Here is a 13,248-nt window from a genome sequence, read left to right on the forward strand (position 1 = left end):
TCATCGGCGCTCACACGACCCTCCGCCGACCGGGACCGTCGCCCCGGCCCGCTTCACCGACACCGTCGGGTTCGAGGCGGCGGCCGGGTTCGTGCGAGCGGCCGGGTGCGTGGGGGCAGCCGGGCAGACTTCGAGCGGGGCCGGGTCCACCGGCCGGGCGTACACCCCGATGAGCAGCACGATCGCCCCCGCCACGGTCGCCAGCACGACCAGCAGCGCGGCCACGTGCAGCACGCGGCGACGGCGACCGCTGACGTCCACGAACACCGGCGGCGGCTGCGGCGCTACCGGCAGGGCCCGGGTCCCGAGCGGTTCCCGTCGACCCGGCGGTTTGGTTGGTCGCAGCTTCGGCTGGGCACGTCCGATGTGCCGTTTCGCTTGGCTGCCCATCCGCTCCCGCCTCCGCCGCTCGCGATCACCGTCAGGCTTTGATCCCGCGTCGAGGCGGTCGGCAAACCGGACGTGATGCGCGGCACGGAATCCGATGAGGTCGGTGACATGCCGCCTCACCAGGCCCTACAGGGCCGGGGCACGAACCCTCACCATCTTCCGGTTCAACCCGATCAGCCGATCCCCTGTCACACCCCCTCGTCATCCCTCGACACACCGTCGAGACCACAGTTAACTCCATGCTCAACGCGAAAAAGGGGTGGGCGGCGAGGCGAGGGCGGGGCCTTAGAAACGCCAATGGCAAGGAGAAATATCTCCCTGCCACTTTTAACGTATACCGCAGGTGGGGGCTTGCGGCAAGACCCGGGTCGTCACGCACAATGGTCGACCGAAGCCATTACCTGCCGAATTGGGGGATTCGCGAAATGCGCGTGGTATTGACGACGTGGGGATCGCGCGGGGACATCGAGCCGCTGGCCGGGCTCGCGGTGCGGCTGAAAGAACTCGGCGCGGAGGTGCGCTTCTGCGCCGCCCCGGACGAGGAGTTCGTCGAGCTGCTGGCCCGGGAGGGCATCGAGCTGATCCCGCTCGGCCCGACGGTGAAGTCGGTCGTCGCCCGGGAACGCCCGCCGACGGCCGACGACGCCTTCCGGCTCGCGGCCGACCTGGTCGCCGCCCGGTTCGAGACACTGGGCCAGGCGGCGCAGGGAAGCGACGTCATGGTGGCGACCGGCCTGATGCCGTCCGGCGCCCGATCCGTGGCCGACAAGCTGGGGCTGCGCTACTGGCTGGCCGCCTTCCATGTGTACGGGCTGCCGTCCCAGCACTACAAGCCGGGCCGCCGCCCGGGTACGCCGTCCACGGCGGACGAGAACGACCTGAAGGCGCTGTGGCGGCAGGACGCCGAGGCGGTGTACCGGCTGTACGGGGAGGCGGAGAACAGTCATCGGGCGGCGATCGGCCTGCCGCCGGTGGAGAACATCCGCGACTACGTCTTCGGCGAGCCGGTGTTGCTGGCGTCCGATCCGGTGCTGTGCCCGTGGGCGGAGCTGACCGATCTGGACCTGATCCAGACGGGCGCGTGGATCCTGCCCGACCGGCGTCCCCTTCCGGCCGAGGTCACGGAGTTCCTGGCAGCCGGGGAGCCGCCCGTCTACGTCGGCTTCGGCAGCATGGCGATGCACTCCACCCCGGGGCTCGCCCGCATCGTCGTCGACGCCGTACGCGCCCAGGGCCGTCGCGTACTGCTGGCGAAGGGCTGGGCGCAGCTGGCCGCGATCGATGCTCAGAACGACTGCCTGGCCGTCGGCGACATCAGTCACCAGGCACTGTTTCCGCAGGTCGCGGCGGTCGTCCACCATGGCGGGGCGGGCACGACGACGGCCGCCGCGATGGCGGGCGTACCGCAGGTGGTGGTGCCGCAGTTCGCCGACCAGCCGCTGTGGGCCGGGCGCGTCGCCGAACTCGGCATCGGCGTGGCTCACGACGGTCCCACCCCGACCTTCGACTCGCTGTCCGCCGCACTCAAGACCGTCCTCACAACCGAGACGCGGGACCGGGCCAAGGAGGTCGGCAGCACGCTCCGGACCGACGGGACGACGGTGGCCGCCAAACTCATACTCGAAAGTTAGGACGACAGCCCGGCCACCCAGTCCGCCACGGAGGTGACCTCGGCCTGCCGCGGGAACACCTTGCCCGCGAACGCGCGGCCGACGATGCCGGCGTGGACGTCCATCACGAGCAACGCGGTTCGGTCATCGGCCACCTCTCGAATCCGTGGTCGCCATGTCGCGTACCACTTGGCCTTGATCATCTGGAGCCCGGCCGATCGCGGAGAGCGAGCGGTCGACGAGCGTGACCACGAGGTAGGCCGCCGCGATCGCGATCAGGAACCAGCCGAGTTCCCGCAGGCCCGGCGTGTCCGCCCGGGTCGGGAAGAACGCGCCGGTGGCCGCTGACGCGAGCATCGCGCCCAGATACATCGCGGTCCGCAGCAGGCCCGCCGACGAGCCGATCCGCGCCGGGTCGGCCTGGTAGTAGACGCTGTTCTGCAGGGCGAGGCTGTTGAGGCCCTGCGGGATGCCGAAGACCACCATCACCCCGAGCAGCGCGACGACCGGCCTCGCGGGGGTCAGGACCAGCAACAACGTGGCGGCGACGAGCTGGCTGGCGCTGGCGACGACGAGCTTGCCGCGGATCTGGGGATTGCGGCCGGTCAGCGAGGAGACGATCAGGCCCGTCCCGAACACCGGCAGCTGGACGAGGCCGGCGGCCGCCGCCGACAGCCCGCGACCGTCCTGGAGCCACTGCGTGACGCCGTAGAGGAAGCCGTAGCTGACCGTCGCGGCCAGCACCGCCCGGATGTAGGTGAGGATGAGCGGCCGGTTCCCGGCGAGTACGCGCACGTCGACGAACGGGTTCGCGGCATGGAGTTCCCGCCGGACGAACAGCCCGCCGAGGACGGCCGCGAGCACCGGCAGATACCAGCGGTCGGCCCGCGGTGCCAGCAGGAAGACCAGCAGCGCGATCAGGGTCGGGGCGAACAACACGATACCGGGGAGGTCGACCAGATCGCGTACGCGTCCCTCGCTCTTGGCCGTTCGGGGCAGATACCGGGCGCCGAGGGCCAGGCCGGCGATCGCCAGCGGCACGTTGATCGCCAGGGTCGCCCGCCAGCCGCCGACCGAGATGAGCAGCCCGCCGAGCGCGGGACCGATGACGGTGATCGTCTGCGTGGCGACGGCCAGCGCGGTGAGCACCCCGGCTGGACTGCGCATCCCCGTACGCCGTGCTTCGCTGCCGATCAGATACATCGCGGCGGGATAACCCGCGCAGGTGCCGAAGCCGAGCAGCACCCGGGCAAGGATCAGCGTGCCCAGGTTCGGGGCGAGGAAGCCGATCACGCCCGCCAGGCCGACCAGCACGGTGGCGGTCAGGAAAAGCCGTCGTGGCCCGTAGAGGTCGATGAGCCGGCCCACCACCGGCTGTCCGATGGCGGTCGCCAGGTAGAGGCTGCCGACCAGCCAGGCCGTCTGCGCCGGCGGGGCGCCGAACGCGATGCCGATGGGCACCAGCGACACGGCGAGGATCGACGAGTTGATCGGGTTGAGGATCGCCCCCAGCATCATCGACGCCAACAGCCGCCGATCGAACGAGCCCTTCGTCGCCGAGGTCACACCCCGACCAACCGGTCGAGCACCGCCAACGCGGCCAGCACGGTCTGGCGCTCCTCCTCGGTGCAGCGCTCCTGCAACGCCCTGGCCAACCACTCCTCACTGGCCCGGCGGCGGTCAGCGAACAGTTCCTGGCCTGGTTCGCTCAACGCGATCTGGATCCGCCGCCCGTCGGTGGGGTCGGCGGTACGCGTCAGCAACCCTCGCCCGTCCATCGCCGACAGCGTCGTGGCCATCGACTGCGGGCGTACGCGTTCGGCCGCGGCCAGCTCACTCAGCGTGGCCGGGCCGTCCTTCGCCAGCCGGATCAGCACCGCCGTCTGGGACGGAGTGATCCCGTCGGCCGAATAGCTCTCCCGGAGCCGCCGCCGGAGCCGACTGAAGACCGCCCGCAGTTCGCTGGCCGCCTGGTTTGCGCTGCTCACAAGCCCACCGTACAACTCTTCAGTTCAACCTGACAAGTCTGAGCTGAAGGGTTGTCCGGTGGGCTGCAGATCACGGTCACGCAGGCATCCCGGGGCGGTTTCAGGCTGCCCAACCGTGATCCGCAGGTATCCCGGCGGGCTACAGCCAGCCGTTGGAGTCGGCGATTCGGGCCGCCTCGGCCGAGGTACGCGCCCCGGTCTTGCCGATCGCGGCGGACAGGTGATTGCGTACCGTGCCGGCGGACAGGTGCAGCTGGCGAGCGATGTCGCCGACCGTCGCCCCGGTCGCGGCCGCGCTGAGCACGTCGCGCTCGCGGGGCGTGAGCGTACTGGCGCCGGCGGCCAGCGACTCGGCTGCCAGGCCGGGGTCGACGACGCGGAGTCCGGCGTGAACTCGGCGGATCGTGTCGACCAGGTACGCCGGTGGCGCGTCCTTGACGACGAACGCCGACGCTCCGGCGGCCATGGCGCGGGCGAGGTAGCCGGGGCGGCCGAAGGTGGTGCAGATGACGATGCGGATGGCCGGGAGCAGCCGATGCAGTTCGGCCGCCGCGGTCAGCCCGTCGACGCCGGGCATCTGCACGTCGATCAGGGCGACGTCGGGCGTCGCCGTACGCGCGGCCGCCATGATCTCGTCGGCCCGGCTGACCTGGGCGACCACCGTCAGGTCGGCTTCGAGGTCGAGCATCGCGGCCAGCGCGCCCCGGACGAGCGCCTGATCGTCGGCGAGCAATATCTTGATCATGCCGCGCGGATTCATGCCGCTCCGAACTGTGCCCGCAGCCGGAAGCCGCCGCCGTCGGCCGGTCCGGCGGCCAGCGCACCGCCGCTGCCGGCCAGCCGTTGCCGCAGTCCGGTCAGCCCGTTGCCGGGTTCGGCCGCGCCGCCCCGGCCGTCGTCGGTGACCTCGACCGAATCGGGGGCGATGACGATCTCGCAGATGGTGGCGCCGCTGTGGCGCAGGACGTTGGTGACGCCCTCGCGGACCACGTAGGCCAACGGCTCCCGCAGGTGCGCCGGGACGACCGCCGGATCCCCGATGACGCGTACGCCGATCTGCCCGGCCTCCAAGGCGATCCGAGCACCGGCGAGTTCGGCGTCGAGGGAAACCTGCCGGTGGCCGGAGACGGTGGCGCGCAGCTCGACCAGGGCTTGCCGGGACAGGTGCTCGATGTCGGCGAGCTCCTGCCCGGCCCGGTCCGGCTGACCGGTGCCGAGCAGGCGTTGCGCCAGGGCCGACTTGACCGTGAGCGTCGTCAGCGTATGCCCGAGGACGTCGTGCAGATCGCGGGCGACCCGGGTGCGCTCGTCGGAGACCGCTCGCGCCGCCAGCTCGTGACGCGCCTGGAACAACGCCTTGTTCGAGGTCATCAGCATCCCCACGAGCAGCAGGTCCACCACGATGATGAGCAGCGTCGTCCATGGCTCCCACGACGAACTCGACCAGATCACGGTCGCGACCGCCGCGGCGGACAGCACGACCGCGGCCACCCCGGCCGCCCACCGGATCGGCAAGAGCACCGCTGCCACGGCGAAGGCGTACCCGATGAGCGGCAGCCAGGGCAGGCCACGGACCGTGACGTAGCCCGCGACCAGGGCGAGCAGGATCGTGACGCCGGTGAGCTTGGCCGCCACGCCGCGCCGCCACAACGCCGACGGCGTGACCAGATAGACCGCGGCGTAGGCGAGGAGCAGGACCATCGCGATGATCCGGCGCGGACCCGCCGGCTCGTGCCAGGTGTCGAGGCCGACGGGGATCAGCATCACGGTGAAGAACACCCCGATGGCGATCCCCCACTTGCGGCCCACGCCTAACCCCATGTCGCCACGCACGCGCTCACGCTAATGCTCAGGCTCGTGCGACGTCGGCCCGGAACCGGGTGATCGCGACCACCCCGGCCGCGAGGGTCCAGCCCGCGAGGACCAGCAATCCAGTGGTACGCGAAGCGACCGGACTGAACGCGGACAGTCCGAACTCCCGCAACCAGTAACTCGGCGTGGCCTGCATGACGTGGCGCATCCACCCGGGCACGATCTCGGCCGGAATCCACATGCCGCCCGTCAACCCCAGTACGCTCATCAGCGCGCCGCCCATCGCCTGCGCGTTGGTCGATGTGGACAGCTGACCGAGCGCCACCCCGAGTACGCCGAACGGCAGCACGGCGAGCCACAGCCCGACCGTCACCCCGAGCCACTGCGGGCCGGTGAGGTCGACGTCGCCGACCACCGCGCCGAGCACCGAGACCAGCAGCACCGGCGGCATCGCGACCAGCATCGACAGCATGGTCTTGGCGGCCAGGTATCCCGAGCCGCTCAGCGGGGTCAGGCGCAGCTGCCGCAACCAGCCGCTGCCCCGCTCGGCGGCGATGGTGAGCCCGGTCGACAGCGCCGCGCCCATCGCCCCGTACCCGGCCATGCTGACCATGAGCGCCGGGGAGGCCCGCGTGCCGTTGTCGAACGCCTGGCCGCCGAACAGCCCGTCGAAGACGAGGAACAGCACGGCCGGCATCGCGACGGTGAAGACCAGGAACCGGATGTCGCGCAGCACCGTGCGCGCTTCCAGGAGCAGGTAACGCACGTTCATCGGGTCTCCTCCGTCGGCTTCTCAGCGAGTGTCGTCGGCTGCTCAGTGAGTGCTAGGAACGCGTCTTCGAGACCAGCCGCGGTCACTTCCACGTCGTACGCGTCCCGGTGGCGGTCGAGCAGCGTACGCAGGGCCGCGTCGGAGTCGCCGCAGCGCAGGGTCACCCGGTCGTCGCGTACCTCGACGTGGTCGACGCCGGGCAGCCGTCGCAGTTCGTCCAGGTCGGCGCCCGGGACGACGGCCTGAATGGTCCGGCCGCTGGCCGCCGCCCGGATCTGCGCCACGGTCCCGTCCGCGACGACCCGGCCCTGTCGCAGCAGCACCACCCGGTCGGCGAACGACTGCGCCTCCTCCAGATAGTGCGTGGCGAAGACGACCGTGCGACCGGTGTCGCTGTACGCCCGCATCGCCGCCCAGAACTCGCGGCGTGCCTCGACGTCCATTCCGGCGGTCGGCTCGTCGAGCACGATCAGCTCGGGTCGGGAGATGAGTGCGATCGCGAAGCGTACGCGTTGCTTCTCGCCGCCCGACAACTTCGCGCAGCGCCGGCCGGCCAGCTCGGTCAGCCCAGCCTCGGCCAGCACCTCCGGTACGCGTCCCGGCCGCCGATGCAGCGCGGCGATCTCGGCGACGGTCTCGCCGACGGTCAGCCCGTCCCGCAGCGCCCCGGTCTGCAGCATGGCCCCGACCTGCCCGGCTACCACCGCCTCCCGGGGGCTGCGGCCGAACAACCGGGCCTGCCCGGCGTCGGGCGCGATCAGCCCCAGCATCATGTCGATGGTCGTGGACTTGCCCGCGCCGTTCGGGCCCAGCAGCGCCAGCACCTCCCCCGTCGCGATCTCCAGGTCCACCCCGGCGACCGCGACCGTGCTGCCGTACCGCTTCTCGAGGCCGGTCAGCCGGACCGCCGGGGCGGTCACGACGGGCTCGGCCGTCACGGTGTTCGTCATGCCCCGCACGGTATGCAGCCGTCGGCCTCTCCTCCTCTGCTTGCTGTCACCCCTTCCCCATGACATCTGTCATGCCCCACTGCTCCTGCTTGGGCGGCAGATCACGGTTATGCATGCTTTGACGGCGTCGGGAAGCCTGCATAGCCCTGATCCGCAGGCATCCCACCGCCCATTCGGCTACTCATCCGCCGAGGGGACCCACAAGCTGGGGCGGATGCCACACGTTGTAGGTAACGGCACATCACACGGAGGGAATCAACCATGTCGACAAGCGCAAGGCTGCACCAGATCAACATCGTCGTGTCCGACCTCGACGTGTCGATCGCGTTCTACCGTCGGCTCGGGCTCGAATTCGTCGTCGACGCGGCGCACACCAGCCACGCTCAGTGCGAGCTTGCCGACGGCATCGTCGTCGCACTCGACACCGAGGCGGCGGTCGCCCAGTTCACGCCGACGTGGACCGCCCCTACCGGCGGCCCGCGCGTGGCGTTCGCGTTCGGCCTGGCGTCCGCCGAGGCGGTGGACAAGCTGTACGCCGAACTGGTGGCGGCCGGGTTCGCCGGGCTGCGCGAACCGTGGAGCGCCGAATGGGGCGTACGCTACGCGACCGTGCTGGACCCGGACGCCGTTCCGGCTGACCTGCAAGCACGCCTGTAACGCCGGTAAACGCCGATAAACCGGGCGAGGAATGTCGCCCGGCGCCGGTACCATCGGCGGGCCGGGGCGGCTCCCAGACGCGCTTCCTTCTCAATCTCTCTGATGAATCAGCGTGTCGACTCTCCGCCCCGGCTCAACCGACGGCACCGGCACAGGCATGGGGGTCAGCAGGTGGACGCGCTCGCGACGGTCCTGGTACGCCGCCTGAGCCGGGTCAGCCTGCCGGCCGGGAGTGCCGCGCCCGAGGACGCCGAGCCCTGGGTGTCCACTCTGGAAGCCGATCTGGCCGAGCGCGGCTGGCTCCTCGACGCCCGGCTGCGGGCGCGGTTCACCGAGCTGACCGCGCATACGCGGATGCTGTGGGCCGACTGGCTGCTCGCGCTGGCCGACGAATGGTCCGGCGCCGATCGGCGGCATCTTCCGCTGTACCGGCAGTTCCCGGACACTCCGGCCGAGCCGGCGGCGGTGTTCGTGAACCGGCTGCTGGCCGAGCTGTTCCAGGCCCCGGACGCGCCATGCGTCCTGTGTGGAGACTACGGTGACGTCAACCCGGTAAGCCCGTGTGGGCACCTCGTCTGCGCGACCTGTTTCGACCCGGCGGACTACACCGCCTGCGCGATCTGCGGCCGTCGCGGTGACGGCAGCTTCCTGAAGGTCGCCAAGCCGCGCCGGGCCGGACGGCCGAAGTCGGACCCGGTCCGGTGGAAGCGGCTCACGCTGGACGAGACGCCGAAGGCAACCGCCGTCCGCCTGCGCGACGACCTCGTCGTACGCCCAACCGCGCTCAGCGAGGCGGACGCGGCCGATCTGCGTACGCTCATCGAGGCGACGGCGCTGCGCAAGCTCGACTGGCTGCCCGACACGGTGCCGGCCCGGGAGACGCTCGCCCTCGTACTCGCCTGGGCGCTGCCGCCGGCCGCCCGCCTCTCGGCGTACCCGGAGATCCTGCGGCAGGCCGTGGCGCGGTGGACGACTGCCACCGATGCCGCGCGCTGCCTGTGGGCGTACTCGGGCGGCGACGCGGGCCTGATCGTCCCGCGACCGGAGCCGTCCGACGGCCCGGACGAGGGCTGGCGGCCGTGGCACGAGCCGAAGGTGACGGTCGCGGTTCCGCGCGTCAGTCCGCTGCCGCGCGCGATGCGCCGCGCGGTGCTCGCCTTCCTCGACGGTCTCGACCTGCCCACGCTGGCCGAGGATCTGGCGCGGCACCGCACGGTCTGGAAGCGCCTCGCCGAGCGCCTGCACCCGTTCGAGCAGGCGGGTGCGCATCCCCGGGCAGCGGTGGCGTTCGCGGCACTGCGGCAGACCCGCACGCCGATCGACGGGCTGCTCGGCTTCGCCATCGCCGAGGCGGCCGCCGAGCATCCGGATCGCGTCGTGCCCACGTACCATCCGGGCGGCCTGGTCTCGGTGCGCGTGCGCACGTTCGCGTCGCTGGTCGAGGCGGCCGTCGCCGCCGACGACGTGGTGACGGCGACCGCGTTGCTCGCCGGGCGACCCGGCGACCTGTGGCGGCGGCTCGATCACCTGCTCCGGCTCGCGGCCGACGATCCGGACGCGACCGAACTGGTCCTCGACACCGCGGTCCAGACGGCCGCGCGGGTGTCGCCCACCGTCCTGGCGGGAGCGTTCGCCGAGCTGCACGGTCGCGACGCGACGGTCGCGGTCCGGCTGGCCCAGGCTCAAGTCGCGGCGCGCGGCGAGGCTCGGCAGGTCGTCGTGCGCTACGAGCACGCGACGCCCGAGCTGCGTGGTCCGCTGCCGGGCACGCCGCGCCGGACCTTCTTTCCCAAGGGCGATGTGGTACGCACCTGGACCGAGCCGGAATACCGCAAGCGGCTGGCCGCGACCACGGTGACGCAGGTGCGTACCGCGGTGGACGTCGAGCTGACCCGCCGGGCAGCCGCCCAGGGACGCTTCGACGTCGCCGTGATCGACGCCGCGCTCGGTAGCGTACCGGCGCCGTCACGGGAACGGGCCGGCTCGGAGCAGCTCGCCGGCTGGCCGCGCGGCAGCTTCCGCGCCCTCGGCGACGCGGATGTGCTGCGGCTGTTCCTGCATTGGATGGACGGCCCGACGTTCCGGGTCGACCTCGACCTCTCCTGCGCGTTCTACGACGCCGACTGGGAAGAGGTCGGCCACTGTGACTACACGCGACTGCGGTTCGGCAAGCGGGCCGCGATCCACTCGGGCGACCTCACGTCCGCCCCGCCGCCGGGCGGTGCGACGGAGTACCTCGATCTCGATCGCCCGGCGCTGCGCGCTGCCGGGGTGACCTGGGCGGTGCCCGTCGTGTTCAGCTACAACGACGTGCCGTTCGAGGCGTTGACCTCCGCGTTCGCCGGGTTCTCGCTGCCGCTGGACCGTAAGACGCAGTTCGACCCGGCCCGGGTGTTGCAGCGGTTCACCCTGCGCGGCAACGCCAAGGCGCTGCTGCCGATGATCCTGCAGGTGGAGACCGGCACGGTGATGTGGGCCGACGCCAGCCTCACCAGCCCTGGGTACGCCCACCGCATCGGCAACCGGGGTCCGCGCCTGGGCCGGGTGGCCGCCGATCTGTGGGAGCACTTCGACAACGGCAAGCGTGCCAGTCTGCTGGATCTCGTCGCGTGGCACGCCGCTGCCCGGGCCGACCGGGTCCTGGTGGCGTACGCCGACGGCACGGCGGCCGAGGTGCCGACCGGCTCTGCCGAGGCGATCCGCGCCGCGGCCCTTCTCCCCGCCGGCTCGATGCGACCCGGGCCGCTGAGCGGCTGCCGGATCCTTGCCGCCGCCACCGGCCCCGACCGGCTGACGGCGTACGCCGGCCCGGACGCTGCGCCCGGTTCGGTCGCCGTGCTCGTCGACGGCATCGCCGGTCCACCATGGACGGCGCTGGCCGCGGCCGACCTCGCCGCTCCCCTGGGTGCTCAGTAAGGATCGCTAACAGTCTATTGACGCGCGTGTCACCGCATCGTAGCCTGAGAGCGCTCTCCCTCAGCGTCAGCCCTGGTACGCAGGAAGGTGAGAGCGCTCTCAGTCAATCGTCATGGATGGAGAGGGCTTCATGCGTACCTGGACAAGGGTCGCCGGCGCACTCGCGGCGACCGCCCTGGCCGTTCCCCTGGCGCTGGCCGACGTGGCCACGCCCGCCCAGGCCATCGGACCCGACCTGCTCCCGGTCACGGTCACCAACAGCACCGGTCGCGGCGACGCCACCTACCTCTACGTCATCGGCGTGCAGCTGTCCTCCGGGCGGCTCGGCTACGTCAACTCCGGCGGCACGTTCACGGCGTGGAGTGGTGGGCAGATCCCGCCGAGCCCCGCCCCCGACGTGTCGATCGGCGGGCCGGGCAACGGCGGCAGCACCACGATCCGGTTTCCGCGCGGCTTCTCCGGCCGGGTGTACTTCTCCTTCGGGCAGAAGCTGCAGTTCTTCCTGACCCCGGACGGGCTCGTCCAGCCCGCACCATGGGCGGCCGGCGACGCGAACCAGAACATCCTGTTCGACTGGAGCGAGTTCACCTACAACGACGCCGGGCTGTGGCTCAACAGCTCGCAGGTCGACATGTTCGCGGTGCCGCACGCGGTCACCGTGACGGGCGGCTCCGGCGTCACGAAGCGTACGGGTGACCTGGTCGCGAACGGGCGGGACGCGGTCATCAACGGCGTCCGCGGCCAGTCCGGCTGGGCCAACACCGTCTACACCCGTTCGGACGGGACCGTGCTGCGCGTCCTGTCCCCCGGCAAGGCCGCCGGGGCGGGCCTGTTCAGCGCGACCTATCTGGACGGCTACATCGCCTCCGCCTGGGGGGCGTACGCCTCGAAGACGCTGACCGTCGTCCCGTTCGCCGATCAGCCGAATACCAAGTACTTCGGGCGTACGAGCGGAACGGTGATGGCCTTCACCAACTCGTCGGGCGCTCAGGTGGCGTCGTTCAACCGCCCGTCCAGCGCCGACGTGTGGGGCTGCGCCGGGAACCTCAACGCTCCCAACGATCTGGTCGTCGGCCCCATCGCGCGTACGCTGTGCGCCGCGCTCAACCGGGGCACGCTCGGCACGATCGACACCCAGCCGAGCACCAACGCGGCGCAGTTCTACCAGAACAGCCCGACCAACCAGTACGCCAAGATCATTCACGCGAACATGACCGACGGCAAGGCGTACGCGTTCCCGTTCGACGACGTCGGCAACTTCGAGTCCCTGGTCAACGACGGCGATCCCCGGTCGGCGAGCATCATCCTGAGCCCGTTCACCGGTGGCGGCGGCGGCGGAACGATTCCGGCGGGGTCGGGGACGATCTCTGGTCCGGGTGGCAAGTGTGTGGACGTGGCCGGTGACGACGTCGGGGTGAACGCGGCGGCGGTGCAGCTGTGGGATTGTCAGGCGGCGGCGGTGGATCAGCATTGGCGGCATAACGCGGATCTGTCGTTGTCGACGTTGGGCCGGTGTCTGGACATCGTGGGCAACGGCACGGGGCAGGGTACGCAGGTGCAGTTGTGGGATTGCAACGGTGTGGGCGGGCAGAAGTGGGTGCAGCAGGCTGACGGGTCGTTGCGCAATCCGCAGTCGGGCCGGTGTTTGGACTCGCCCAGTGGTGCCACGGCGAACGGGACTCGGTTGCAGATCTGGGACTGCAACGGCAGCGGCGCGCAGAAGTTCACGGCTAATGGTGGTGGTCCGATTGTGGGGCCGGGTGGCAAGTGTGTGGATGTGGCCGGTGACGACGTCGGGGTGAACAACACGGCGGTGCAGTTGTGGGACTGTCAGGCGTACGCGGTGGATCAGCATTGGCTGCGGTTGTCGAGTGGTTCGTTGCGGACGTTGGGCCGGTGTCTGGATGTGGTGGCCGGTGGCACGGGCAACGGGGCACTAATCCAGTTGTATGACTGCAACGGGACGGGGGCGCAGATCTGGCAGCAGCAGGCCGACGGGTCGCTGAAGAACCCGCAGTCGGGCCGCTGTCTCGACTCGCCCAGCGGTAACACCGCCGACGGGACCCGGTTGCAGATCTGGGACTGCAACGGCAGCGGCGCACAGAAATTCGCCCTGTCCTAAGGCTTTCTCCTCCACCTACGCCGACCCCGCC

12 protein-coding genes are annotated in these 13,248 nt (G+C 71.0%); 4 read left to right on the forward strand and 8 right to left on the reverse strand.

Annotation, left to right across the window (positions count from 1 at the left end; all coding sequences use genetic code 11):
• Positions 1-390 carry a hypothetical protein gene (locus tag HDA40_RS12590; RefSeq protein ID WP_253755239.1) on the reverse strand — a complete coding sequence of 130 codons (390 nt, stop codon included), beginning with the start codon at positions 388-390 and terminating at the stop codon, positions 1-3.
• Between the two features lie 425 nt (positions 391-815).
• Here HDA40_RS12590 and HDA40_RS12595 point away from each other — a divergent pair, with 425 nt between their 5' ends.
• Positions 816-2,021: a glycosyltransferase gene (locus HDA40_RS12595; RefSeq protein WP_253755241.1), complete on the forward strand. Its 1,206-nt coding sequence runs from the start codon at positions 816-818 to the stop codon at positions 2,019-2,021.
• Here HDA40_RS12595 and HDA40_RS12600 read toward each other — a convergent pair.
• The 7 genes from HDA40_RS12600 to HDA40_RS12630 all read right to left on the reverse strand — a co-directional run bounded on the left by HDA40_RS12600 (position 2,018) and on the right by HDA40_RS12630 (position 7,522).
• Positions 2,018-2,155: a hypothetical protein gene (locus tag HDA40_RS12600; RefSeq protein ID WP_253755243.1), complete on the reverse strand. Its 138-nt coding sequence runs from the start codon at positions 2,153-2,155 to the stop codon at positions 2,018-2,020. The two genes, HDA40_RS12595 and HDA40_RS12600, sit on opposite strands and share 4 nt — an antisense overlap.
• Complete coding sequence (locus HDA40_RS12605) at positions 2,145-3,566, reverse strand: MFS transporter (protein ID WP_253755245.1); 1,422 nt, start codon at positions 3,564-3,566, stop codon at positions 2,145-2,147. Before HDA40_RS12605 ends, HDA40_RS12600 begins: the two co-directional genes overlap by 11 nt.
• Positions 3,563-3,988 carry a MarR family winged helix-turn-helix transcriptional regulator gene (locus tag HDA40_RS12610; protein WP_253755247.1) on the reverse strand — a complete coding sequence of 142 codons (426 nt, stop codon included), beginning with the start codon at positions 3,986-3,988 and terminating at the stop codon, positions 3,563-3,565. Before HDA40_RS12610 ends, HDA40_RS12605 begins: the two co-directional genes overlap by 4 nt.
• Before the next feature lie 139 nt (positions 3,989-4,127).
• Positions 4,128-4,733: a response regulator transcription factor gene (locus HDA40_RS12615; protein WP_253755249.1), complete on the reverse strand. Its 606-nt coding sequence runs from the start codon at positions 4,731-4,733 to the stop codon at positions 4,128-4,130.
• A gap of 11 nt (positions 4,734-4,744) precedes the next feature.
• Positions 4,745-5,821 carry a sensor histidine kinase gene (locus HDA40_RS42085; RefSeq protein ID WP_253755251.1) on the reverse strand — a complete coding sequence of 359 codons (1,077 nt, stop codon included), beginning with the start codon at positions 5,819-5,821 and terminating at the stop codon, positions 4,745-4,747.
• Between the two features lie 16 nt (positions 5,822-5,837).
• On the reverse strand, positions 5,838-6,572 hold the full coding sequence (locus HDA40_RS12625) for an ABC transporter permease (RefSeq protein ID WP_253755253.1): 735 nt from the start codon (positions 6,570-6,572) through the stop codon (positions 5,838-5,840).
• A complete protein-coding gene (locus HDA40_RS12630; RefSeq protein ID WP_253755255.1) occupies positions 6,569-7,522 on the reverse strand; it encodes an ABC transporter ATP-binding protein in 954 nt (317 codons plus the stop codon). The genes HDA40_RS12625 and HDA40_RS12630 overlap by 4 nt, the downstream gene beginning before the upstream one ends.
• A gap of 261 nt (positions 7,523-7,783) precedes the next feature.
• Between HDA40_RS12630 and HDA40_RS12635 the strand changes: the two genes are divergently transcribed.
• The 3 genes from HDA40_RS12635 to HDA40_RS12645 all read left to right on the forward strand — a co-directional run bounded on the left by HDA40_RS12635 (position 7,784) and on the right by HDA40_RS12645 (position 13,217).
• Positions 7,784-8,179 (forward strand): VOC family protein, encoded by a 396-nt coding sequence (locus HDA40_RS12635; RefSeq protein WP_253755257.1) that lies wholly within the window; start codon positions 7,784-7,786, stop codon positions 8,177-8,179.
• Positions 8,180-8,350: 171 nt separating this feature from the next.
• Complete coding sequence (locus tag HDA40_RS12640) at positions 8,351-11,095, forward strand: MXAN_6230/SCO0854 family RING domain-containing protein (RefSeq protein WP_253755259.1); 2,745 nt, start codon at positions 8,351-8,353, stop codon at positions 11,093-11,095.
• A 130-nt stretch (positions 11,096-11,225) separates the two neighbouring features.
• Complete coding sequence (locus HDA40_RS12645; protein WP_253755261.1) at positions 11,226-13,217, forward strand: beta-1,3-glucanase family protein; 1,992 nt, start codon at positions 11,226-11,228, stop codon at positions 13,215-13,217.
• Positions 13,218-13,248: the final 31 nt, after the last annotated feature.

Source organism: Hamadaea flava, from assembly GCF_024172085.1.
Taxonomy (GTDB): Bacteria; Actinomycetota; Actinomycetes; order Mycobacteriales; family Micromonosporaceae; genus Hamadaea; species Hamadaea flava.